This is a genomic window from Sphingomonas sp., assembly GCF_042091075.1.
Lineage (GTDB): Bacteria > Pseudomonadota > Alphaproteobacteria > Sphingomonadales > Sphingomonadaceae > Sphingomonas.
Window position 1 is genome coordinate 1 of sequence record NZ_JBELIE010000034.1, and the last position, 23,636, is coordinate 23,636.

The following is a 23,636-nucleotide window of genomic DNA, read 5'->3' on the forward strand; positions in this document are numbered from 1 at the left end:
GCGTGATCGCGGCCGTCCTGTCGTCGGTGATGAACAACATGCCGACCGTGCTGGTGGGGGCGCTGTCGATCGACGCCGCACACGCGACAGGGTCGGTCAAGGAAGCGATGATCTACGCCAACGTGATCGGCTGCGACCTCGGCCCCAAGCTGACGCCGATCGGCTCGCTTGCGACACTGCTGTGGCTGCACGTCCTGGGGCAGAAGGGCGTGCGAATTGGATGGGGCTATTACTTCCGCGTCGGCGTGACGCTTACCGTGCCGGTACTGCTCATCACGCTCGCGGCGCTGGCGATCAGGATCAGCATCGCATGACAAAACTGACCATCACGCCATTGAAGTCTAGCGAGCTGGGCGGGTTGGCGCAGGCTCTGGATATGGCTGCTCTGCCTAACTCCGATCTCGCTGAGCCGAATCGTATGTTCTTTCGGTTCGATGCCGATAGCCTCGTGGGTTACGGTGGCCTTGAGGGGCGGGGCACCGATCGCCTGCTTCGCTCGATCGTCATCCTGCACGATTATCGGGGGCATGGCCTGGGGCGAGCGTTGGTCGCCGCTCTCGAACAACAGGCCCGCGATCTTGGTATCGGCCGCCTCCATCTGCTGACGACGACGGCCGCACCGTTCTTTCGGGCGCTCGGCTATATCGACACCGATCGCGACGCCGCACCCCTGGCTGTAGCCGCGTCGCGCGAATTTACGTCGCTGTGCCCCGCCTCGGCCTCCTATCTTGCGAAAGCCCTGTGATGCCGCTCCGCACTGTTGCTGATCCCGATTCCCTGCCAGCGCTCGACTCTGCTTATGCCATCCAGCGGCCAGCTTTGGGGCTTGGCCCACTCGATCCTGCGCCTCGCATCCTGCTGCTCTACGGATCGCTGCGCGAACGATCCTATTCGCGCCTGTGTGTCGAGGAAGCGGCGCGTCTGCTCCGGTTCTTCGGATGCGAAACCCGCATTTTCGATCCGTCCACCCTGCCGCTGCCCGATCAGCACGCCGGTGACGATCATCCGGCCGTCCAAGAGCTGCGCGAGCTGTCGATGTGGTCGGAGGGGCAAGTGTGGTGCAGCCCCGAACGGCACGGGCAGATTACCGGCATCATGAAGCTACAAATCGATCACCTGCCGCTCAACATGGGCGGGATGCGCCCGACGCAGGGCCGCACGCTCGCGGTCATGCAGGTGTCGGCCGGATCGCAGTCATTCAACAGCGTCAACACGCTCCGGGTGCTGGGTCGCTGGATGCGGATGGTGACGATCCCCAACCGGTCATCGGTCGCCAAGGCGTTCAACGAGTTCGATGACGCCGGTCGCATGAAGCCGTCGAGCTATTATGACCGGATCGTGGACGTGATGGAGGAGCTGGTGCGCTTCACCGTCCTGCTGCGCCCGCATACCGCACAACTGGTCGATCGCTATTCCGAACGGAAAGTGGCTCATGTGCCTGTCGACGCCGCCACGGACCTGTCGAGCGTCGCGACCGCACCAGAATCCTGAGGGGAGGGTTCAGCGAGGTAACCGCCCGGACGCGCGCGTCGCGTCCGGGCCGCTTTGCCTCAACCTGTTTCCGCATGCGACGTGTCGATTCGGCGCTAGAACAGCCCCTCCTCGCGCAATTGCGCGATCAGGTCCTTGCGGCTCAGCTTGCCGATCATCGTCTTGGGAAGCGTCTCGCGCACCGTCACCGCATCGACCCGCTCATGCTTGCCGAGCTGCGGGTTGAGCCAGTCGCGGATCGCGCTGCCCGTCTCCGTGCCGCCCTGCAGCGAGACGAAGGCACGCGGTACCTCGCCACGATAAGGATCGGGGATGCCGATCACCAGCGCCTCCTTCACCGCGGGATGGTGGTACAGGATCTCCTCGATCTGGCTCGGAAAGACCTTGAACCCGCCGACCGCGATCATGTCCTTCAGCCGGTCGACGATCGTCACGAAACCATCGGCATCGATCTGTCCGACATCGCCGGTGCGCAGCCAGCGCGTGCCCGCATCGTCGGTGACGAAGGTGGTTTCATCGGCTTCCGGACGGTTCCAATATCCCGCCATGATCTGTGGCCCCGCCGCGACGATTTCGCCCGGCTCGCCGGGCGGCGCGGCGCGTGAGGCATCCTCCTTGTCGACCAGCCGCAGCCGCGTGCCGGGGATCGGCTGACCGATCGTGCCGGCTTTCTGCGCGCCCTCATAGGGATTGGCGGACAGCACCCCGCTCGATTCGGATAGGCCGTAACCCTCCACCAGCGTCGAGCCGGTCGCTGCTTCCCAGCGTGTCTTCAACTCCGCCGCGAGCGGCGCCCCGCCGGCAATGCATACCCGCAACGAGGAGAAATCGGTCTTGGCCAGATCAGGGCGATCGAGCAGCGCCTGATACATCGTCGGCACCCCCGGCAGCGCGGTCGGGCGCGTACGGGCAATCGCCGCGAGCGCCTGCCCCGCCTCGAAGCGCGGCAGCAGCACCATCTCCCCACCGGTCACGATCGTGCGGTTCATCACACAGGTATTGGCGAAGACGTGGAACAGCGGCAACACGCCCAGAATACGATCGGTGGCGTCGCGATGCGGATCGATCGCCGCGACCTGCTGCGCATTGGCGGCGATATTGGCGTGCGTCAGCATCGCGCCTTTGGGCGTGCCGGTCGTGCCGCCGGTATATTGCAGCAACGCCACGTCGCGCACCGGGTCAATCGCCGCCGCGGGGGCGTCGCCGGCATTGTCGATCAGCGCGGAGAAAGCGGTGACGCGCGGATCGTCGGGTCGCGCGACGGCCTCGCCACGTTTGAACATCCGATACAGCCACGATTTGCCGGGCGGCAGCGCGCCCGCCACCGAGCCGACGACGATCCGTTCCAGCCCGCTCTTCTCAAGCACCGCGAGCGCGGTCGGCAACAATTGCGCCGCCGTCAGCGTGAACAGCACGCGCGTGCCCGAATCCTCCACCTGATGGCACAGTTCGTCGACGGTATAGAGCGGCGAGAAATTCACCACGGTGGCGCCCAGCCGCAACGCACCGTGATAAGCCGCGACATAATGCGGCACATTGGGCAGGAACAGACCGACGCGATCACCCCGCCCGATCCCCAGCCTGGCGAGCCCGGTCGCGACCCGCCGCACGCCATCGGCCAACTCGCCATAGCGATAGCGCCGCCCCATGAAATCGATCGCGGGCCGGTCGGCATCGCGCTGCGCGGTCGCGTCGAACAGATCGACCATCGAACGCGGCGGGAACGCAATATCCCACGCCACGGGGTGGCGGTATCGTTCGCGCCAGGCTTCCTCTTCTATCATTGACACAATTGTAAGCAACCGCCGGCGATGCGCAAGCCATCGCGGCGCTGCGATCGCGGTATCCAGCCGATCGCCACGCCGCCCCGCCGATGCGAACGACCCTAGCGGTCGAAGATAAGCGCGGTCGCCGCCGTCAGGACCGACGCGGCCCCCGCCAGCGCGGGGGCGAGCTCGGTCGATACATGCGGCAGATGGTCCGGACCGACCGTGACCGCGAGCGTGCCGATGCGCGGCTCGTCATGATCGCGCGCGGCGAAGATCACCAGGGCCGCGATGCCGGCGACGATCAGGCGGTGGCGGCGATAGTCGGGACGCTGGTTCATCTTCATCCTCCACCATCACCGTCTATCACATCGGGCCGGCGCGACAAACCGGTCAGGATCACGCGATCAGGCGGCGTGGCGGGCGCGGTCGCGACCGGCGCTCTTGGCGCCGTAGAGGGCGCGATCGGCCTCCCGGTACAAGGCTGCCCAGTCGCAGTCGGTCTGTACGTAGCCGACACTGCATCCCAGTGACGCGGTCACCTGAAGATCATAGGGCATCCGCGCCACACGGATCGCGTCGAGCAGGCGGTCGGGCAGCGGGTCGACGCCGGGTTCGGCAAGGATCGCAAATTCCTCACCGCCCAGCCGCGCGATCGCCGCACCGGCGGGCGCGGCGCCGCGCAGCGCCTCGGCGAAGCGGCGCAACACCTCGTCGCCGCCGTCATGGCCCAGCGTATCGTTGACGCTGCGGAAATGGTCGATGTCGATCAATACCAACCGGCGTGGCGCTTCCCCGCCGATCGCGTCACGCAGGAACGCGCGGCGATTCAGCAAGCCGGTCAGCGGATCGACATCCGCCTCGATCCGCGCCACCATTTCGCGCTCGCGCGCCCTGTCGCGCTCCGCGCCGACTAGCTTGATCCGCCAGGCGATCACCAGCGAACTCGCCACCGCCTCCAGCGCCATCGCGATCAGCGACGAATTGTCGATCCAGAAGCTCCAGCCGATCCAGCCCGGCGCCTGCACGATCCGCACCCCGCACAGCGCGATCGGCATAGTCCAGGCGAGCGCGAACAGGCGGGCATGGGGCGCTCGCGCGCGCCACGCGCCGATCATGACGGGCAGCACCAGCAACAGGTTGAGCGAGAAACCGATCAGCAGCAGGCGATCGAGCAGCAACGGCTGACGCGGCCATATGGTGAGATAGGCCAGCACCGCGGCGATCAGGAAGGTGAGCGCGCCGTCCGCCAGCCGCCGCGTCGCGCGGGTCATGACGTTGGTGCCGAAGAAACAGCGGGCGAACAGCACCGCGCTGAACATCGCGGCGGCGAGCAGCACGATGTTGAGCCGCAGGCGCAGATTGTTGTCCATCCCGACGGCCATCCCCAGCACCCCTGAGGAACTGGCGGCATAGATCAACAGGCACACCACCATCGCGCAATAAGGTGCCATGAACGGCTGCCGCAAAGCGCGCCACAGCGCCGAGTTGAGCAACAGCAGCGCGACGCACAGGCCGACGAAGCCGGCGTAAAAGGCGGTTAGTTGCAGGTCGCGGGTCCGCGCCTGGTCGGGGCCGAGCAACCGCGGCTTGATCAGCACCCCGCGTGTGTTGGTCGCGCCATTGACGCGCCACAACAGCCGCACGGCGGGCGACGCGCGATCGGGGATCGTCCAGGCAAAGAAGGCGCCGATGCGCAGATGACGCCACACCTGCGCGCTATCGAAGCCGGCGGCATGGATTCCTCCGTCGGCATAGAGGACGTACAGAGTGGCGCTGCGCTGATAGACGCTGCCCGAACGTACCTCGCTATCCCTTGGCAGATCATGGAGCAGATCGCGTGCGATCACCCAGAAATTGCCCGGCCCCCAGTGCCGCTCATGACCCGAACAATCGAAACCACGCGGCGCGCGCAGCACGTCGCGCGCGCTTTCGTTGCCATGCACCGGGCGAAGGCAGGTCGACAGCGTCCCATCCGCCGCCGACCACCGATGCGATGCCCCTGGCGATGGCGCCGCCAAAAGCGGCACTGGAGCGAGCAACCACATACCGATCACCAGCACGATGATTCGCCAGCGAGTCCAAACCGATACCACCCTCATTCCGCGCCCTTACCCGGCGACCCGCAAAGGGAAGGTAAACGCGGAGACAAGATAGCCCCCCGAACGAGAACGGGGCCGGGTGTCGCCACCCGGCCCCGGCACCATTCACCCAATCCGTAGGCGATCAGCTCGCCTCGACCGGCGCGGTCTTGCCGCCCTTCTTCTTGCCCGGCTTTTTCGGCGCGGCGGGCTCGATCGCGAAGGACAATGCGCCGTCCTTCATTTTCACCGTCACCTCGCCACCATGGACCAGCTTTCCGAACAGCAATTCCTCGGCAAGCGGCTGTTTGATCTTCTCCTGGATCAGTCGGCCCATCGGGCGGGCACCGTACAATTTGTCATAGCCCTTGTCGGTCAACCACTTCTTCGACTCGTCATCCAGCTTGATATGGACGTCGCGGTCGGCCAGCTGCAGTTCGAGCTGCAGGATGAACTTGTCGACCACGCGCGCGACCACTTCCGGCGGCAAATATCCGAACGGGACGATCGCATCGAGACGGTTGCGGAACTCCGGCGTGAAAAGCTTCTGCACCGCCTGCTCATCCTCGCCCTCGCGGCTGAGGTTGCCGAAGCCGAGCGTTTCGCGAGCCATGTCGCTGGCACCGGCATTCGTCGTCATGATCAGGATGACGTTGCGGAAATCGACCGTCTTGCCATGCTGGTCGGTCAGGCGCCCGTTGTCCATCACCTGCAACAGGATGTTGAACAGGTCGGGATGCGCCTTCTCGATCTCGTCGAGCAACAGCACGCAATGCGGATTCTGATCGACCGCGTCGGTCAGCAGGCCGCCCTGGTCGAACCCGACATAGCCCGGCGGCGCACCGATCAGCCGGCTGACCGAGTGCCGCTCCATATATTCGGACATGTCGAACCGTTGCAGCGGGATGCCGAGGATCGCCGACAGCTGCTTGGCCACCTCCGTCTTCCCGACGCCGGTCGGGCCGGTGAACAGATAGTTGCCGATCGGCTTTTCCGGCTCGCGCAGCCCGGCACGCGCCAGCTTGATCGCGGACGACAGTTTCTCGATCGCGGCATTCTGTCCGAACACCACGCGCTTCAGATCGGTCTCCAGCGTTTCCAGCTGCTTCTTGTCATCGGTCGACACGCTCTTCGGCGGGATGCGCGCCATCGTCGCGATCACCGCCTCGATCTCCTTGGTGGTGATCGTCTTCTTGCGCTTCGACGGCGGCACCAGCATCTGCATCGCGCCCACCTCATCGATCACGTCGATCGCCTTGTCGGGCAGCTTGCGGTCGTTGATGTAGCGCGCCGACAACTCGACCGCGCTCTTGATCGCATCCGGTGTGTATTTGACGCTGTGATGCTCCTCGAACGCAGAGCGCAGGCCGGCGAGGATCTTGATCGTATCCTCGATCGTCGGCTCGTTGACGTCGATCTTCTGGAACCGCCGCAGCAGCGCGCGATCCTTTTCGAAATGGTTGCGGAATTCCTTGTAGGTAGTCGAGCCGATGCAGCGGATCGTGCCGCCCGACAGCGCCGGCTTGAGCAGGTTCGACGCATCCATCGCGCCGCCGCTGGTGGCGCCCGCGCCGATCACGGTGTGGATCTCATCGATGAACAGCACCGCGTGCGGCAGTTTCTCCAGCTCGTTGACGACCGCCTTCAGCCGCTCCTCGAAATCGCCGCGATAGCGGGTGCCCGCCAGCAGCGCCCCCATGTCGAGCGAATAGATCACCGCCTCGCGCAGCACGTCGGGCACATCACCCTCGACGATCTTGCGCGCCAGCCCCTCGGCGATCGCGGTCTTGCCGACGCCGGGATCACCGACATAGAGCGGGTTGTTCTTCGACCGGCGGCACAGGATCTGCACCGTCCGGTCGACCTCCGCCGAGCGCCCGATCAGCGGATCGACCTTGCCGATCTTCGCCTTCTCGTTGAGGTCGACGGTGAATTGCTTCAGCGCGCTCTCGCCCTTCTTGCCCGACGTGTCCGCCTTCTCCTTCTTCTCTTCCTCGGCGCCCTTGACGCTGGTCGCCTCGGGGGTGGCCGTCCCCTTGCCGACGCCGTGGCTGATATAGCTCACCGCATCCAGCCGGCTCATGTCCTGCTGCTGGAGGAAATACACGGCATAGCTTTCGCGTTCGGAGAACAGCGCGACCAGCACGTTCGCGCCGGTCACTTCGTCGCGGCCGGAGGACTGTACATGCAGGATCGCGCGCTGAACGACGCGCTGGAACCCGCTGGTCGGCGACGGATCGGTCGCGGCATCGACCTTCAGCGCGCCCAACTCGGTATCGAGATAGTGCGCGACCGTGGTCTTCAGCTCGCCCAGGTCGACGCCGCACGCCGCCATTACCTGGCCGGCGTGCTCGTCCTCGATCAGTGCGAGCAACAGATGTTCCAGCGTCGCATATTCGTGGCGACGCGAGGAAGCGGCCTCGAGCGCCTTGTGCAGCGTGGTCTCGAGAGCGCTGGCGAATGAAGGCATTACGATACTCCTAGCGGGCAACGCCCGGCGGATGAGCCCGGGGAAGGCGCTGCCCTTTCAACGAATGTCGTGATCGATCGGGCCCGCATCAAGCGCCCCGACCGGAATCCCGCCGGCACGGCGGCGCGGCGGGGGTCATCGACTGGCGAAGCGGCACCGGCGGCGAAGCGGGTTCGCAGGGCCGGCGGGCGCGGCGTCATCGCCGGAACAACGCCTCGGCGCTGGCGCGATGGGTGACGGCGCCGTCGATCTTGCGGCGCGTGCGGGCGATTTCATGCTCCAGCGCGGTGGCCCGCGCCTCCAATTCGGTCACCGACAAGCGATCGAGATCCTCGCGCAGCAACGCGGTCAGCGCATCGTCGGGCCGCGGCCCCAAGGTCTCGTCCAGGTCCACGTTGCGAACGTTGACCGGCGCGGGCACGAAGTCAATAAGGCGGGCGTTAACCGCCACGGCCATCCCTTTCCGTTTCAGGAGACCGCGACACGATGATCGACCTGCCCGAAACCATGCCGGCGATCGATCCCGTCGCCCCCGGCGGCCCCGACGTTCTTGTCACGCGCGACCTTCCCACCCCCCGCCCCGCCCCCGGCGAAGTGCTGATCCGTGTCGCCGCCGCCGGGGTGAACCGTCCCGACGTACTGCAGCGCATGGGGCATTATCCGCCCCCGCCCGGCGCGCCTTCGACGCTGGGGCTGGAACTGGCGGGCGAGGTGGTCGCGCTCGGCGAGGGCGCCGACGATGCGCTGCTGGGGCAGCGCGTGTGCGCGCTGGTCGGCGGCGGCGGCTATGCCGCCTATGCGGTGGCCCCCGCCGGCCAGTGCCTGCCCGTGCCGGACTCGCTGTCGATGATCGAGGCGGCGGCGCTGCCCGAGACGCTTTATACCGTGTGGACGAACCTGTTCGAACGCGCCTTCGCGGTGGAGGGCGATACCGTTTTGGTCCACGGCGGCACCTCCGGCATCGGCACGATGGCGATCGCGCTATCCCGTATCTTCGGGCTGGAGATCATCGTCACCGCCGGCAGCGACGCCAAGGTCGCGGCGGCGAAGCGGCTCGGCGCCGATCACGCGATCAATTATCGCAGCGAAGATTTCGTCGCGCGCGTGAAGGAGATCACCGGCGGGCGTGGCTGCGCGGCGGTGCTCGACATGGTCGGGGGCGATTATGTCCCGCGCAACCTGCAATGCCTTGCCGACGACGGGCGGCACGTGTCGATCGCGGTGCAGGGCGGCGCGACGGCGACGATCCCGATCTTCGAGGTGATGCGCCGTCGGCTGACGTTGACCGGCTCCACGCTGCGCGCGCGCGATGCCGGGTTCAAGTCGCTGGTCACCGACGAGATCGCGCATACCGTGTGGCCGCATGTCGCGGCGGGCAAGCTGAAGCCGGTGATCGACCGCACCTTCGCCCTGTCCGACGCCGCCGACGCGCACCGCCGCATGGAGGCGGGCGATCATGTCGGCAAGATCGTGCTGACAATGGCGTAAGCCGGCCGGACGGGGCGGGGGCGCACCCCCGCCCGTCGCGATCAGTTGCTGTCGCTGTCGTCGCTGCCGCCGGTCGCCACCAGCACCGCCACGGTCAGCGCGGCGAGGATACCGATGCTGATCAGCGTGGTGCCCGGCACCTCCGCGCCGATCTTGCTCGCGCCCTTCGCCGGGGCGGCGGCGCGCACCGACTTGCCGACCGACAGCGACGCGGCGGGATTGGCGGACGGCGCGGCGGCGGCGGCGGTGCTGACCGACAGCAGCGTGGCAGCGGCGACGCCGCCAATGAACTTCATGGAACGCATTTTTATCTCCCTGATAACCGCCGCTTTCTGCCAGCCCACGGAAACAAGGGCGAACAATGCGAACAGGTCTACTAAACGTTTAGGCAGGCGGATGTTACAGGCACGCGACACCCGCACCGAGCCCCACCGCAGCGTGGCGCCGCTGCAACATGCCGGCCCCGCCACGTGTCGCGAAATCGTCACGCCAGGGCCGTTGAACCGTCATCGCGACGAGACGAGCGCGTCATAAAATGCGCGCATAAGCGGCGAGCGGAGGGTTACCATGTCGTTGAGCAGCGTCCCCAGCATCGTTCCCGGCCAGACCGTCACCGATGGCCATCACGCCGACGTCACCGATCTGTTCGATTTCACGAACAGCCGGCCACACCGGCCCGAAGCGGCGGTCGACGAGCGGCGGCGCTATCGCACCGTGTGGATCAGCGACGTGCACCTGGGCACGCGCGGCTGCAACGCCGACATGCTGATCGACTTCCTCGACCATGTCGACAGCCAGACGATGTATCTGGTCGGCGATATCATCGACGGCTGGCAGCTGAAGAAGCGCTTTTTCTGGCCCGCCGCGCACAATGACGTGATCTGGCGGCTGATGAAGCGTGCACGGCGCGGCACGCGGATGATCTACATCCCCGGCAACCATGACGAGATGTTCCGGCAATTCGCCGGGCTGGATTTCGGCGGCATCCAGATCCGCCGCAAGGCGATCCACGAAACCGCCGATGGCCGCCGCCTGCTGGTGCTGCACGGTGACGAGTTCGATGCGATCACGCTGTCGCACCGCTGGCTCGCGCATGTCGGCGACGCCGCGTACAATCTGCTGATGGCGCTCAATCGCTGGGTCAGCGCGATCCGTCGCCGCTTCGGCATGCCCTATTGGTCGCTCAGCAAGCACGCCAAGGCGAAGGTGAAGAACGCGGTCGCGTTCATCTCCCGCTTCGAGGAAATCGTGGCGGAGGCGGCGGGCACCCGTGGGGTCGACGGCGTCGTGTGCGGGCATATCCACACCGCCGAGATTCGCCAGATCGCCGGTGTCGATTATTACAACGACGGCGACTGGGTGGAGGGCTGCACCGCGCTGGTGGAGCATCTCGACGGCCGCATGGAGATCATCCACTGGGCGGACGAGATCGCGCGTCGCGAAACCGCCACGCCGGGGGCGGGCACCGCCGATGCGGGGGCGCTGGCGGCGTAATGCGGATCGCGATCGTTACGGACGCCTGGGCGCCGCAGGTCAACGGCGTCGTCCGCACGCTGGAATCGGTGATCGGCGAGTTGCGCGGCCAGGGGCATGAGGTGCTGGTCGTCTCCCCCGCCGGGGTACGCTCGATCCCCTGCCCGACCTATCCCGAAATCCGCCTTGCATTGATGACGCCCGCGGCGATCGGGCGACGGATCACCACGTTCGGCGCGCAGGCAGTGCATATCGCCACGGAAGGTCCGCTCGGGCTTGCCGCGCGGCGCTGGTGCCGGTCGAGAGGCCTGCCCTTCACCACCGCTTATCACACGCAATTCCCCGATTACGTCGCAGCGCGCACCGGCGCCGATCCGGAATGGGTGTGGCGTTACGTTCGCTGGTTCCATGCCCCGGCGGCGGCGATCCTCGCCTCCACCCCGACGATCGAACGCGCGCTCCATGCGCATGGCCTGCCGCGCGTGCGGCGCTGGGGTCGCGGCGTCGCGCCGATCTTCACCGCGACGGGCGCCCGTCACCCGCGCATGGCCGATCTGCCTGGCCCGGTGCTGCTGCACGTCGGGCGCGTGGCGGTGGAAAAGAACATCGCCGCCTTCCTGTCCGCCGATGTCGCCGGCACCAAGGTGGTGGTCGGCGACGGGCCGGCGCGCGCGACGCTGGAGCGGGAATTCCCCGACGCGATCTTCCTGGGCGCGCAATTCGGCGAGGACCTCGCCGCCGCCTATCGCAGCGCGGATGCTCTGGTGTTCCCCAGCCGTACCGACACCTTCGGACTGGTGATGATCGAGGCGCTGGCGTGCGGCACCCCGGTCGCCGCTTACCCGGTCGCCGGGCCGATCGACGTGCTGACCCCGGAGAGCGGCGTGATGCACCCCGATTTGCCGGTCGCGATCGCGGGCGCCTTGCAGCTCGATCGCGGCACCTGCGCCACCGCCGGGGCACGGTTTACCTGGGCGTCGAGCGCCCGGCAGTTTCTTGAGGCGCTGCATCCGTTCGACGCGGAGATGCGTCGCGCGGCGTGAAGCCCCGCGCGGCGCTTGCCCTTCCGGGCGGCACGCACTAAGTCACACCCTAACAGGCGGCCGCTCCGGGAAGGGGCGGCCCTTTGCATTTATGGAGTTCCCCGCATGGCCCAGCCGCTCATGCCGCATGCCACCGCCTCCTGGCTGGTCGACAATACCGCGCTGTCGTTCGAGCAGATCGCCGATTTCTGCGGCCTCCACATCCTGGAGGTGCAGGCGATCGCGGACGATACCGCCGGCACGAAGCTGACCGGCCGGGATCCCGTCCGCGCGCACGAGCTGACCCAGGAGGAGATCGACAAGGCGCAGGCCGACCCCGACTATCGCATGAAGATGACCAAGGGGCCGGAGCAGGTGCGCCGTACCAAGGGGCCGCGCTACACCCCGGTCAGCAAGCGGCAGGACAAGCCCGACGGCATCGCCTGGATCATCCGCAACCATCCCGAGATTTCGGATGGCGCGATCGGCAATCTGATCGGTACGACGCGCACCACGATCGCGGCGATCCGCGACCGCAGCCACTGGAACATCGCCAACATCACGCCGAAGGATCCGGTGACGCTGGGCCTGACGACGCAGCGCGAGCTGGATGCCGCGGTGTCCAAGGCCGCCAAGGCCGCCGGTATCGAGCAGCAGCAGACCGATACGCGCCTCGACGGGGACCGCGAGGCGCTGATCGCCAGCCTGCGCGCCGAACGCGAACAGGCCAGCCGCGATGCCGAGACCGCGGGCCAGGATTCGCCGTTCGGCGGGCTTGAGGACCCCTTCAAGCGCTGAGCGTCCGGGTCGTACCGGCGCGGGCGGGGCCAGGTTGCCGGGTGAAGGCGAGGTTTGCGCGTTGCGGTAAAGCCCCCGCGCGTTAAGCCGCTCGCTTCACTTAGCGCGTGACATCGCCCCCTCCCGCACCCTAGCGTATCGGCATGGCAACCCATTATCAGCGCGACCTGATCGGCGACGAAGGGCTGGTGCCGACGAGTGCCGCGGGGCTGACGTTTCCGTTCGGCGAGCGAGCGCCGCAACCCGGCGAGCTGCTGACGATCACCCCCGGCATCCATTGGTGGCGGGTGCCGATGTCGGGTCCGTTGAAACACGTCAACGGCCTGCTCCTCGACGAGGAAGCGGATGGAGACGCCGCCGGCGACGACGGCGGCCTGCTCGCGATCGATACCGGCACCGCCTCGCCGCGCTCGACCGAGGCGTGGCGCGCGATCCTCGACGGCCCGCTGAACGGCCGCCGCGTCACGCGGGTGCTCTGCACCCATATGCACCCCGATCATATCGGGCTGGCGGGGTGGCTGTCGCGCCGCTTCGACGATGCCCCGATCCTCATGACGCGCACCGAATGGCTGATGGCGCGGATGCTGTCGGCGGATGCGCGCGAGGAAGTTCCCGAGGAACAGATCGCCTTCTGGCGGGGCGCCGGCTGGAGCGACGAACAGATCGCCGCGGCGTCAAAGGGCGGGTTCGCGCGGTTCGGCAAGATGATCGCGCGGCTGCCGCTCGGCTATACCCGCATCCGCGATGGCGAGGTGCTGCGCATCGGCGGGGCCGACTGGCGGGTGATCGTCGGCAGCGGCCATTCACCCGAACATGCCTGCCTGCTCGACGAGCACCGCCGCATCCTGATCGCGGGGGACCAGGTGTTGCCGCGGATCAGCTCCAACGTCTCGCTGCATGTCAACGAGCCCGGCGCCGATCCGCTCGGCGAATGGCTGGCGTCGATCGCGCGGTTCCGCGCATTGCCCGACGACCTGCTGGTGCTGCCGGGGCACGGCGACCCCTTTTATGGTCTGCACGCGCGGCTGGACGCGCTGGCGCGGGAGCATCACGATCGGCTGGACGCGCTGGTGGCGTTCATGGATCACCCGCGCCGCGCGGTGGATTGCTTTCCGCACCTGTTCCGTCGCCCGATCGGCCCCGACGTGATCGGCATGGCGACCGGCGAGGCGTTGGCGCATCTGCGTCATCTGGAGGTGACGGGGCGCGCGCGGCGCGCGGTTCGCGACGGCATATGGTGGTATTCGCGCGCGTAATCGCCCACATAGGTGGCCGATGATGTATCCCCGCCGCTCGACCCAGCAGCTGATCCGCGTGATCGATCTGGAAACCACCGGCTCCGCCCCGCCCGCGCATGCGGTATGCGAGGTCGGCTGGCAGGATGTGGCGCTGGGCGCCGACGGGCGCTGGGAATTGTACGGCGACGGCGGCAACATCCTCGTCAATCCGGGCCGCCCGATGCCCGCAATCACTCAGGCGGTGCACCATATCCGCGATGAGGATGTCGCGCACGCGCCGTGGTGGCACGATGTCGCGCGCCAGGTGCTCGATCCCTATCCGCGCCGCCTCGCGCTCGCCGCGCATCGCGCCGCGTTCGAGGAGCAATTCTGCACCGCTTCGCTGACGCACGGTGCGGACTGGATCTGCACATGGAAATGCGCGCTGCGGCTGTGGCCGGATTCGCCCAGCTATTCCAACCAGGTGTTGCGCTATTGGCGCAAACCGGCGGGGCTCGATCACGAACGCGGGCTGCCGGCGCATCGCGCCTTTCCGGATGCCTATGTCACCGCGCACCATTTGCGCGATCAGCTCAACGAAGCGTCGGTCGAGCAACTGGTGCAATGGTCGAAGGAGCCCGGGCTGCTGCCGCGCGTGCGCTACGGCCCCGACCGCGGCAAGGAATGGCGCGAGATCGAGGAGGAGAGCCTCGTCAAGTTCCTTACCGACCGCGATCCGGATATCCGCTTCACCGCCGAAACCGAAATGGCACGCCGGCATGGCGGCGGCTCCTTCGGGCGGAAGAACGCGCAGGAATTGTTGCTCTGACCGGCGCGATGCTCGTCCTGTCCGCGCGTCGGTAGCACGCCGCGAACCTGACCCACGTTGCGAAAGTAACGCTGGCGCAATGGTATGCCGCGCGATACGCGATCGATGATGGCGGGCAGCAACGGCAGCGACGACAATCTCGGGCGACGGCTGACCGGCTTCATGGCGGTCGGCTTCATCGCGCTGATCGTCGTCGGCATCGCCGCCGCCTGGACGACGCATCGCAGCGCCGCGCACATCCGCTGGCTAGCGCATAGCTACGAGGTGCAGAACGCGATCCTCGACGCGCGCCAGATCGTGGAACGCGGCGAAACCAGCCGGCGCGGCTATCTGCTCGCTCCCGAGCAACGCGACTTTCTGACGATCTATCGCAACTCCACCGTCGCTTTGCCCGCCGCGATGAAGCGCATCCGGCATCTGACCCGCGACAATCCGTCGCAGCAACAGCTTTATGCGCGATTGCTCCATCAGGTGTCGCTGCTGGCGATGATCCGCGATCGTTCGATCGCGCTGGTCTTCGCCGGTGATATCGCGGCGGCGCGCGCCGCATTCGATACCGAGCATTCCGCGCTGCCGATGGCGCGCATCCGCGACACGCTGGATCAGATGGCGGATGCCGAACGCCGCTTGCTGACGATCCGCGAACGCGACGTGATCGACGGCGAACGGCTGTTCTATGCGGTGCTGGTGATCGCCGCGGTGCTGCTGGGCATGGTGTCGATCGTCTCGCTGCTGACCATATTGGGCTATACCCGCGACCTGACCCAGTCGCGCGACGCGCTGCGCTCGCTGAACGCCAATCTGGAATCGATGGTGCGCGATCGCACCGCCGATCTGACGCGCGCCAATGACGAGATCCAGCGCTTCGCCTATATCGTCAGCCATGATCTGCGCTCCCCGCTGGTCAACGTCATGGGGTTCACCGCCGAACTGGAAAGTGCCGCCGCGCCGCTGCGCGCGCTGGTCGATCGCGTCGACGCCGAAGCGCCCGCTTTGGCCGACGAGGCCGCACGCTTCGCCGCGCGTGAGGATCTGCCCGAGGCGATCGGGTTCATCCGCGCCTCGACGCAAAAGATGGACCGGCTGATCAACGCGATCCTGCAATTGTCGCGACAGGGGCGCCGCACGCTCGCCCCCGAGCCGCTCGATCTGGCACGGATGGTGGATCAGATCCGCGAGACGCTGGCGCATCGGCTGTCGGCCGCCGACGCGGTGCTGGAGATAGAGGGCCGGCTGCCGTCGATCGTCAGTGATCGCTTCGCGGTCGACCAGATCCTGTCCAACCTGATCGAGAATGCGGTCAAATATCTGCGTCCCGGCGTGCCCGGGCGTATCGTCGTGCGCGGACGTCCCGAGGCGGGGCGCGCGATCATCGAGGTGGCGGACAACGGCCGCGGCATCGCGCCGAGCGACCATACCCGGATCTTCGACCTGTTCCGTCGCTCCGGCGCGCAGGACCGCCCCGGCGAGGGGATCGGCCTCGCCACCGTGCGGGCACTGGTATTTCGTCTGGGCGGGCTGATCGACGTCGAATCGCGTCTCGACGAGGGCGCCACCTTCCGCCTGTCCCTCCCCACCACGCTCGCTTCGCAGGAGCCAACGCCATGAACGCGCCGCAGTCCGTCAACATCATCATGATCGAGGACGATGAGGGCCACGCCCGGCTGATCGAGAAGAACATCCGCCGCGCCGGGATCATGAACGAGATCCGCCACTTCACCGACGGCACCAGCGCGCTCGACTTCATCTTCGGCGACGCGGCCGGGCCGGCCTGCAACGGGCCGGCGCTGGTGCTGCTCGACCTCAACCTGCCCGACATGAGCGGCACGGACATCCTGGCGAAGATCAAGGGCGCCGACGGGGCCGTGAAACGCACCCCGGTGGTCGTCTTGACCACCACCGATGACAGCCGCGAGGTGCAGCGCTGCTACGATCTCGGTGCGAACGTCTACATCACCAAGCCGGTGAACTACGAGAATTTCGCGCAGGCGATCCGCCAGCTCGGGCTGTTCCTGTCGGTCATCCAGGTGCCTGATCCGAGCGGGGCGGCGTGACCCCCACGATGCCCAGCGTCCTGTATATCGACGACGACGACGGGATCCGCCGGCTGGTCGGCCGCGCGCTGACACGGCGCGGCTATGATGTCACCGTCGCCGATGGCGGCGAGGCCGGGGTTGCGGCGGCACGCGAGCGCGCCTTCGATCTGGTCGCGGTCGATCACTACATGCCGGGGATCGACGGCCTGGAGACGATGGCGCGGCTGGCCGAGCTGCCGCACCCGCCTGCGGTGGTCTATGTCACCGGATCGGAGGAGAGCCGCGTCGCGGTCGCCGCGCTGCGCGCGGGGGCGGCGGACTATGTCGTCAAGACGCCGGGCGATGACTTCTTCGATCTCCTTGACGCCACCTTCCGCCAGGTGATCGCGCGGAGCGAACTGCATGCGGACAAGTCGCGCGCGGAGGCCGATCTGCTCGCCAGCAACGCGCGGCTGGAGGCGCTGCTTGCCGAGGTCAACCACCGTGTCGCCAATTCGCTGCAGATCGTGTCGGCGATGGTGCGGCTGCAGGCGGGCGCGGTCGAGGATCTCGCCGCGCGCGCCGCGCTGGAAGATACGCAGCGCCGCATCACCGCGATCGCGCATGTCCACCGCCGGCTCTATACCGGCGACGACGTTCAGCATGTCGATATGCGTGACTATCTGGCGCAGTTGATCCGTGAGCTGGCGGATACCTGGTCGACGACCGATCGCCCGCGCGACCTGAAGCTGGATGCCGAGCCGCTCTATCTGCCGACCGACCGGGCGGTGTCGCTGGGCGTGATCGTCACCGAACTGGTCAGCAACGCCTGTAAATATGCCTATCCCAACGGGCAGGGCGAGGTGCGTATCCTGCTGACCCGGCAGGAGGGCGATCGCTTCCGTCTGACCGTGGAAGATGACGGGATCGGAATCGGCGATGCGGTGCCCAGAGGCACGGGGGTCGGCACCCGGCTGATCAAGGCGATGGCGCAAAGCCTCGATTCGATTGTCGAATATGATCCCGCACATCCCGGCACGCGCGCATCGCTGTCCGCAATGGTGCGCCCGATCGCCGGCTGAATCACGTCTGGCGCGCGGCGCCGGTCAGTTCGCGGCGCCGGTCTGGTTCGCCATCTCGCCGGCTGGCGCGGCGATGGTCGGCGCCGGGCCGGTCGCGGGTCGCAGCGATTCGCGTTCGTCATCACTGACCGGCGCGGTCGGATCAGGGCGGAAAGCCTCTGGAGCGCGGTGCGTGCCTGGCGTCGCGGCATCGGCCGTCAGGTCGGGCGCCGCATGCGCGGCCCCGTCGTCGCCATCATCGCCGGCGGTGACGAAGAAACGATCGAGCCATCCCAGCTTCAGTGCCGCGACCGCCCCGGCGGCGATCGCCCCGACCGTGCCGGCCGCGAACAGCGCGCGCTGGCGAGTGGGCTCCTTACGCGCGAACCGATCGCTGGTCGCGGACTTGGCGGGCTTCTTCTTCTGATTGCTCATGGGGCGTCAACGGCCTGCCCGCACGCGCGTTCCCCCCTGCCGCCGGGAGGCGACCCGTGCCACCGGGGCTTGAACAGAAAAAGCCTCGGAAATCCGGAGATTTCCAAGGCTTTTCAATGGTGGGCGTAGCAAGGTTTGAACTTGCGACCCCTGCGATGTCAACACAGTGCTCTACCACTGAGCTATACGCCCACGTGAGGAGGCGCCTTTAGCCAGCACGTGCCGGCGGCGCAAGCGCTATCATGAAATGTCGGCGGAATTCCCCTGCGCTCCCCCGACCGGCGGGGCGTATCAGATAAATTCGTTGGCGGTGCCGATGTCGAACAGGCGGTCGACCTCCATCACCAGGTCGCGCAGGTGGAACGGTTTTGAGAGGATCCGCGCATTGGGCATCGCGCTGCCCGCCTTCAGCGTCACCGCGGCAAAGCCGGTGATAAACATCACGCGCATGCCCGGCGCGATTTCCTGCGCCTTCTGCGCCAGCTCGATGCCGTCCATCTCGGGCATCACGATATCGGTCAGCAGCAGATCAAACGAATCCGTTTCCAGCAGCGGCAGCGCCGCCGTGCCCCGGTCGACCGCGCTGACCGCATAGCCCGAACGTTCCAGTGCGCGCGTCAGATACTCGCGCATCACCGCGTCGTCTTCGGCCAGCAAAATCCGTATCATGGTCACCTTGTGCTCCCGTTGCCGCTTATATGCCCCAAGGCCGCTGAACTTTCCACCAGCGGAGATGGTGAACAGACGTTACAATCCGGCACGCCCGTCCTGATCTGCGACGAACCGTGGACGGCGGTTGCGAGCGCGGCGCCTGTCCCATAGGCTGACCCGAATGCCCGCCTCCTTCCTCATCATCGGTCCTGCTATTCCCGAAAGCCCGGTGCTGCTGTCGGTTCCGCATGCCGGGCGCGACTATCCCGACGCGCTGTGCGCGGCGCTGCGCGCGCCGGTCGCGAGTCTGCGCACGCTGGAGGATCGTCATGTCGATGCGATCGCACTGGCCGCACGGGAGCGCGAGACGCTCCTGCTGCAGACCCTGCCACGTGCGTGGATCGACCTGAACCGCGCCGAACACGAACGCGATCCCGTGATCGACAGCGGCGCCAGAGGCGGGCCGCTGTCGGCGAAGGTGCGCGCCGGGCTGGGCATCGTCCCGCGCCGCACCTCCACCAGCGGCGACCTGTGGCGCCGGCGGCTGGACGGGGTGGAGGTGGAGGCACGGATCGCGGCGGATCACCGACCTTATCACATGGCACTCGCCGAGCTGATCGCGCGGGCCCGGCAACGCTTCGGCATCGCGATCCTGCTTGATGTGCATTCGATGCCGCCGATCGCGGGATCGCGCGCGCGGGTGGTGATCGGCGATCGCTTCGGTCGCGCCGCCGCCGCGCGGCTGGTGCATCGCATCGAGGCGGAGGTGGAGGGCTATGACATTCGATGCGCGCTCAACACGCCCTATGCCGGCGGCCATATCCTCGAACGCCACGCCCGGCCGCATGCCAATGTCCACGCGATCCAGCTGGAAATCGACCGCTCGCTCTATCTCGACCGGCAACTCGATCAGCCAGGCCCCGGCATGCCGTTGGTGACGCAGTTGCTGCGTCGTGTGATCGACGCGCTTACCGACGAGGCGATGCGCGACTCGATCCCCCCCGCCCAGGCGGCGGAATGAGCGGGGATCGATAAAAAAACCACCGTGTGCAAGCACACGGTGGCCTAGGTTCAGGGAGGAGACACGCCAGAGGCGTGTCATACGGTTCCGCGAAAGGGGGGACACGGAAGCCGTACCTGACAAACATAAGAAACCCCCCGTTGGTTGCAAGAGGGGTTTTGCGGGCGGCAGGCTAAAAGTGCGTGGGCCGCGACGGGCCGTGCGACACCACGCGACGGGCCTCAGCCGCGCCCGGGCACCATCCGCCACAGGACGCTGTCACGCAGGATCACATGGTGGCGCAACGCCGCCGCGATATGGATCACCACCAGCGCCACCATCACCCAGCCCAGCACGCCATGCGCGCTGTGCCCCAGGTCCGCCGTCGCCGGCGAGGCGGGCAGGTACGGCAAGTCGAACAGTCCGAACCAGGTCAACGGACGCCGACCCTCCGGCCCGGAGACCATCAGCCAGCCGGACAGCGGCATGATCAGCATCAGCGCGTAGAGCGACCAATGAACCGCGTGCGCGGCGCCCTTCTCCCACGCCGTCGTCGCCACCGGCAGCAGCGGCGGGCGGTGGGTCAGCCGCCACAGCACGCGCGCGGCGGTGAACGCCAGCACGGTGATGCCGATCGCCTTGTGGCCCGGCATGAAGGCGCGCAGCGCGGGAATGCCCTCATGCCCGATCCCGACGATCAGATTGACGATCACCAGCACGGCGATCGTCCAGTGGAACGCGATGGCGACGGTCGAATAGCGCTGAACCGCGGCCTGTCTGTCAACCATCACGTCCCCCCATCGTCGATCAGCCGAGCAGGTTCGGCTGCGGCATCTTGCCCTGTTGCACCTGCCGCGCAAAGATATCGCGCATCAGCGACAGCGAGAAAAGATGCGCATACAGCAGCGGCAGCATGCCCGACTGCGAAATCTTGCGCAGTTGATCCCCACGCAGATCGACCAGCTTCTCTTCGTTGACCATCTGGAAGCCGCGATACACGAACGGCTGTTCGTTGCCGTCCTGCTGGATCGTGACTTCGCCCTCCATCAGCAGCCCCAGATCACGCAGCTCGTTCATGAAAGCGCCGGTACGCGCCGCCGCCTGCTCGAAATTCTCGTTGAACTGCAGGATATTGCGGGTCATTTCGGTCGGCTGGCCATTGTCGAACAGCGGCTCGCCGTCATCGAAATCACCGATCGTCGGCGAGGTCGGATCGAAGCACAGCGACAATTCGTCGGCATCGGGGCGCAGCCGCGCCAGCATGTAGGGATAGCGGCGGACATAGGCGGGAACGTACAGATTGTCCTCGACCAGCTTGCCGCCGGCATCGACGAAGACGTTGACGCCCTCGTTCAGGCCCATCAGCGCGATCGGCACCGATTCGTCGCCCGAGGAGAAGACGATCGGCATGTAGCGCTGCACCAGCGGAAATTCCTCGACCGTCAGCGGAATCGCATGCTGGTTCGACAGGAACGGCGCGGCGTCCGCCGGCTTCACCTTGTAATTGGCGTGCAATTCGCTCGAGAGCGGCTCAAGGCCGTTGTAGAAGATCGGAAGCTGCGGCGCGCTGGCCATGAAATTCTCCGTGCACGGGGCGTAAAAGGTACAGGCTCTCGACGGGCGCGTCGCATCCCGCCGTTGCCCGGACGGTCGCCGGGCCTATTGTGTGGCGCGCCCCGGCGCAAGCGTCACGAGCTTTCCGGGGTTGAACAACTCATCGGGATCGAAGGCGCGTTTGATCGCCCGCAGCGCCGCCATGCGCGCCGGCGAGGACAAGCGCTCCATTTCGGCGCGCTTCATCTGGCCGATCCCATGTTCGGCCGATATCGAGCCCCCCGCCGCGACGACCAGATCATGGACGAAGCGCGACACGACCGGCACCTGCTCGGTATACCAATGCGCCGGGTCGGTGCCCGGTGCCGCGCGGACATGAAAGTGCACGTTGCCGTCGCCCAGATGCCCGAAGCCCGAGGCATGCGTCCCGGGGAAGCGCGCATCGCACGCCGCCGCCGCCTCCACCATGAACCGCGGCATCGCCTCCACCGGCACCGAAATGTCGTGCTGCGCCGCCGGTCCGGTCGCGCGCTCGGCATCGGAAATCGATTCCCGGATGCGCCAGAACGCCGTCGCCTGCGCCTCGCTGGTCGCCAGCACCGCATCGGCGATCAGCCCATCCTCCGCCGCACCGGCCAGCACCGCCTCCACGATCGTCGCGGGGTCGTCACCCGGCCGATCGGAAGTCACCTCGATCAGCACATGCCAGGGGTGCTCGCCCGTCAGCGGCGCGCGCGTTCCCGGAATGTGCGTCAGTACCGCGCGCAGTGATTCCGCCGGCAACAGCTCGAAACTTTCCAGCGCAGCGGTCGCCTGCTGGAAGCGGCGCAGCAACGCCATCGCATCATCGGGACTGGCGACCCCGGCCCAGCCGACGCTGCGCGCCGCCACGGCGAGCACCAGTCGCAGCGTCGCCGCGGTGACGATACCGAGCGTACCCTCCGCGCCGATCAGCAGCTGCGTCAGGTCGTAGCCGCGATTGTCCTTCTTCAGCGCCGCCAGTCCGTCGAACAGCGTACCGTCGGGCAGAACCGCCTCCACCCCCGCGACAAGGCCGCGCATCGTGCCGAAGCGCAGCACCTGCGTGCCGCCCGCATTGGTCGATACCAGCCCCCCGACGGTCGCCGAGCCCTTGGCGCCCAGCGACAGCGGGAAGCGTCGCGCCACGCCGGCCGCGGCATCGTGCAGATCCGACAGGATCAGCCCGGCCTCCGCGACGATCAGCCCGGCCTCCCCGTCGAGCGACCGAACGCGGTTCATCCGACGCAGCGACAGGATCGCGGCGCCCCCCGTCGCCGGGGGCGTCGCGCCGCCGACCATCGAGCTGTTGCCGCCCTGCGGCACGAGCGGCACCCCCTCCCCGCGCGCGGCGGTGACGATCGCCTGCACCTGTCCGGTGGTGCGTGGTTCGAACATCACGTCGGCACGGCCGTGGTAGCGTCGGCGCCAATCGGTTTCCCAGGGCGCGATCAGGTCACGATCGGTGACGATCACGGCGGCAGGCAACTCGGCACGGAGCCGGTCGGTAAGACGGTAGAGCGCATCGGTCACGCCCGCGCTTGTGCGCGCGAAGCGGCGGTGGATCAATCATCGCGCGTCATCGCCCAAGCTGCGGATCGGTCAGGACGGATGGCCGGGGCGGAGGGCCGGGCCGTCCCCAATTCATCCGGCGTTAAATCATCGTCGGGCATGGCCGGTCGGCCACGATGATCCCTCGCCTCCTGCCCCTTGCGCCACTCGCGCTCGCCGCGCCGCTGTTGATCTCCGCCCGCCCGCCGGAGCCGATGGCGGAGCCGCTTGCCGGCACGCAATGGGCGCAGGTCGCCATCCACGAACGCATCATCATCCGCATCCAGCGTAGCGCGCCACCGATCGGTGGACGCGCCGCCGCGATCGCCGAGACGCGCCCGCCCGCGATCGTCTGGAAAGAGCGCAAGGCGCCGCGCTGCGTGGCGACGCAGACGATCACCGGCGCGCGTCTGGGTGGGGACGGCGAGGTCGATCTGATCGTCGAAGGGGTGAAGAGATTGCGCGCGCGGCTCGACGCGGATTGCCCGACGCTCGATTTCTACTCGGGCCTCTATCTGAAGCCGACCGCCGACGGCAAGATCTGCGCGCGGCGCGATGCGATCCGTTCCCGCTCCGGCGCCTCCTGCGCGATCGGGGCGTTCCGGCAACTGGTGCCGAAGCGCTGATTTCCGCGCCGGGGCCGCATATTCCTTGACTTTCGGCGCCCGATAGAGGAGCGCGCCAAGGCAGACAAATGGGCAACGGCGCGATCGTCC

At 67.2% G+C, this 23,636-nt stretch carries 25 protein-coding genes and 1 tRNA gene; 14 read left to right on the forward strand and 12 right to left on the reverse strand.

What is annotated here, in order from left to right; all coding sequences use genetic code 11:
- The 3 genes from ACFDSW_RS05240 to arsH all read left to right on the forward strand — a co-directional run.
- On the forward strand, positions 1-314 hold a 314-nt coding region (locus tag ACFDSW_RS05240), incomplete at its 5' end, for an ArsB/NhaD family transporter (RefSeq protein WP_375249224.1).
- Positions 311-745 (forward strand): arsenic resistance N-acetyltransferase ArsN2, encoded by a 435-nt coding sequence (arsN2, locus tag ACFDSW_RS05245; protein ID WP_375249225.1) that lies wholly within the window; start codon positions 311-313, stop codon positions 743-745. The genes ACFDSW_RS05240 and arsN2, both read left to right, overlap by 4 nt.
- The gene (gene arsH / locus ACFDSW_RS05250; RefSeq protein WP_375249247.1) at positions 745-1,491 is read left to right on the forward strand and encodes an arsenical resistance protein ArsH; all 747 of its coding nucleotides are present in this window, start codon (positions 745-747) and stop codon (positions 1,489-1,491) included. Before arsN2 ends, arsH begins: the two co-directional genes overlap by 1 nt.
- 95 nt (positions 1,492-1,586) lie before the next feature.
- Here the strand turns inward: arsH and ACFDSW_RS05255 are convergent, their stop codons facing one another.
- The 5 genes from ACFDSW_RS05255 to ACFDSW_RS05275 all read right to left on the reverse strand — a co-directional run bounded on the left by ACFDSW_RS05255 (position 1,587) and on the right by ACFDSW_RS05275 (position 8,265).
- The gene (locus ACFDSW_RS05255; protein ID WP_375249226.1) at positions 1,587-3,275 is read right to left on the reverse strand and encodes a long-chain fatty acid--CoA ligase; all 1,689 of its coding nucleotides are present in this window, start codon (positions 3,273-3,275) and stop codon (positions 1,587-1,589) included.
- 101 nt (positions 3,276-3,376) lie between these two features.
- A complete protein-coding gene (locus tag ACFDSW_RS05260) occupies positions 3,377-3,598 on the reverse strand; it encodes a hypothetical protein (RefSeq protein ID WP_375249227.1) in 222 nt (73 codons plus the stop codon).
- Between the two features lie 66 nt (positions 3,599-3,664).
- Complete coding sequence (locus tag ACFDSW_RS05265; protein ID WP_375249228.1) at positions 3,665-5,353, reverse strand: diguanylate cyclase domain-containing protein; 1,689 nt, start codon at positions 5,351-5,353, stop codon at positions 3,665-3,667.
- A 130-nt stretch (positions 5,354-5,483) separates the two neighbouring features.
- The gene (gene clpA / locus ACFDSW_RS05270; protein ID WP_375249229.1) at positions 5,484-7,808 is read right to left on the reverse strand and encodes an ATP-dependent Clp protease ATP-binding subunit ClpA; all 2,325 of its coding nucleotides are present in this window, start codon (positions 7,806-7,808) and stop codon (positions 5,484-5,486) included.
- 196 nt (positions 7,809-8,004) lie between these two features.
- Positions 8,005-8,265 (reverse strand): DUF1192 domain-containing protein, encoded by a 261-nt coding sequence (locus ACFDSW_RS05275; RefSeq protein WP_375249230.1) that lies wholly within the window; start codon positions 8,263-8,265, stop codon positions 8,005-8,007.
- A gap of 29 nt (positions 8,266-8,294) precedes the next feature.
- Between ACFDSW_RS05275 and ACFDSW_RS05280 the strand changes: the two genes are divergently transcribed.
- Entirely contained in the window at positions 8,295-9,296 is a 1,002-nt protein-coding gene (locus tag ACFDSW_RS05280; RefSeq protein WP_375249231.1) for an NAD(P)H-quinone oxidoreductase, read from the forward strand.
- 41 nt (positions 9,297-9,337) lie between these two features.
- Here the strand turns inward: ACFDSW_RS05280 and ACFDSW_RS05285 are convergent, their stop codons facing one another.
- Entirely contained in the window at positions 9,338-9,592 is a 255-nt protein-coding gene (locus ACFDSW_RS05285) for a hypothetical protein (RefSeq protein WP_375249232.1), read from the reverse strand.
- A gap of 271 nt (positions 9,593-9,863) precedes the next feature.
- On the opposite strand from ACFDSW_RS05285, the gene ACFDSW_RS05290 reads away from it, so the two are divergent.
- From ACFDSW_RS05290 to ACFDSW_RS05325, 8 genes are all read left to right on the forward strand, one after another.
- On the forward strand, positions 9,864-10,790 hold the full coding sequence (locus ACFDSW_RS05290) for a UDP-2,3-diacylglucosamine diphosphatase (RefSeq protein ID WP_375249233.1): 927 nt from the start codon (positions 9,864-9,866) through the stop codon (positions 10,788-10,790).
- Positions 10,790-11,812 carry a glycosyltransferase family 4 protein gene (locus ACFDSW_RS05295; protein WP_375249234.1) on the forward strand — a complete coding sequence of 341 codons (1,023 nt, stop codon included), beginning with the start codon at positions 10,790-10,792 and terminating at the stop codon, positions 11,810-11,812. Before ACFDSW_RS05290 ends, ACFDSW_RS05295 begins: the two co-directional genes overlap by 1 nt.
- 105 nt (positions 11,813-11,917) lie before the next feature.
- Positions 11,918-12,589 (forward strand): DUF1013 domain-containing protein, encoded by a 672-nt coding sequence (locus ACFDSW_RS05300; protein WP_375249235.1) that lies wholly within the window; start codon positions 11,918-11,920, stop codon positions 12,587-12,589.
- Positions 12,590-12,732: 143 nt separating this feature from the next.
- The gene (locus ACFDSW_RS05305; RefSeq protein WP_375249236.1) at positions 12,733-13,845 is read left to right on the forward strand and encodes an MBL fold metallo-hydrolase; all 1,113 of its coding nucleotides are present in this window, start codon (positions 12,733-12,735) and stop codon (positions 13,843-13,845) included.
- Between the two features lie 19 nt (positions 13,846-13,864).
- Positions 13,865-14,635 carry an exonuclease domain-containing protein gene (locus tag ACFDSW_RS05310; RefSeq protein ID WP_375249237.1) on the forward strand — a complete coding sequence of 257 codons (771 nt, stop codon included), beginning with the start codon at positions 13,865-13,867 and terminating at the stop codon, positions 14,633-14,635.
- Positions 14,636-14,740: 105 nt separating this feature from the next.
- Positions 14,741-16,243 (forward strand): ATP-binding protein, encoded by a 1,503-nt coding sequence (locus ACFDSW_RS05315; protein WP_375249238.1) that lies wholly within the window; start codon positions 14,741-14,743, stop codon positions 16,241-16,243.
- The gene (locus ACFDSW_RS05320) at positions 16,240-16,689 is read left to right on the forward strand and encodes a response regulator (protein ID WP_375249239.1); all 450 of its coding nucleotides are present in this window, start codon (positions 16,240-16,242) and stop codon (positions 16,687-16,689) included. Before ACFDSW_RS05315 ends, ACFDSW_RS05320 begins: the two co-directional genes overlap by 4 nt.
- Positions 16,690-16,697: 8 nt before the next feature.
- On the forward strand, positions 16,698-17,732 hold the full coding sequence (locus tag ACFDSW_RS05325) for a sensor histidine kinase (protein ID WP_375249248.1): 1,035 nt from the start codon (positions 16,698-16,700) through the stop codon (positions 17,730-17,732).
- A gap of 24 nt (positions 17,733-17,756) precedes the next feature.
- Here the strand turns inward: ACFDSW_RS05325 and ACFDSW_RS05330 are convergent, their stop codons facing one another.
- The 3 genes from ACFDSW_RS05330 to cpdR form a co-directional block, all read right to left on the reverse strand.
- Complete coding sequence (locus ACFDSW_RS05330) at positions 17,757-18,146, reverse strand: hypothetical protein (protein ID WP_375249240.1); 390 nt, start codon at positions 18,144-18,146, stop codon at positions 17,757-17,759.
- Positions 18,147-18,263: 117 nt separating this feature from the next.
- Positions 18,264-18,338 (reverse strand) — tRNA-Val (locus ACFDSW_RS05335).
- Between the two features lie 99 nt (positions 18,339-18,437).
- On the reverse strand, positions 18,438-18,815 hold the full coding sequence (gene cpdR, locus ACFDSW_RS05340; RefSeq protein WP_375249241.1) for a cell cycle two-component system response regulator CpdR: 378 nt from the start codon (positions 18,813-18,815) through the stop codon (positions 18,438-18,440).
- Positions 18,816-18,978: 163 nt separating this feature from the next.
- Between cpdR and ACFDSW_RS05345 the strand changes: the two genes are divergently transcribed.
- Complete coding sequence (locus tag ACFDSW_RS05345) at positions 18,979-19,818, forward strand: N-formylglutamate amidohydrolase (protein WP_375249242.1); 840 nt, start codon at positions 18,979-18,981, stop codon at positions 19,816-19,818.
- Positions 19,819-20,039: 221 nt separating this feature from the next.
- On the opposite strand, the gene ACFDSW_RS05350 is transcribed toward ACFDSW_RS05345, so the two are convergent.
- The 3 genes from ACFDSW_RS05350 to ACFDSW_RS05360 all read right to left on the reverse strand — a co-directional run bounded on the left by ACFDSW_RS05350 (position 20,040) and on the right by ACFDSW_RS05360 (position 22,902).
- Complete coding sequence (locus ACFDSW_RS05350) at positions 20,040-20,585, reverse strand: cytochrome b (RefSeq protein WP_375249243.1); 546 nt, start codon at positions 20,583-20,585, stop codon at positions 20,040-20,042.
- Positions 20,586-20,604: 19 nt separating this feature from the next.
- Positions 20,605-21,372 (reverse strand): SapC family protein, encoded by a 768-nt coding sequence (locus ACFDSW_RS05355; protein WP_375249244.1) that lies wholly within the window; start codon positions 21,370-21,372, stop codon positions 20,605-20,607.
- 84 nt (positions 21,373-21,456) lie between these two features.
- Positions 21,457-22,902, reverse strand: coding sequence for an FAD-binding oxidoreductase (locus ACFDSW_RS05360; RefSeq protein ID WP_375249245.1), 1,446 nt, complete (start codon positions 22,900-22,902; stop codon positions 21,457-21,459).
- Between the two features lie 155 nt (positions 22,903-23,057).
- On the opposite strand from ACFDSW_RS05360, the gene ACFDSW_RS05365 reads away from it, so the two are divergent.
- Entirely contained in the window at positions 23,058-23,546 is a 489-nt protein-coding gene (locus tag ACFDSW_RS05365; RefSeq protein WP_375249246.1) for a hypothetical protein, read from the forward strand.
- Positions 23,547-23,636: the final 90 nt, after the last annotated feature.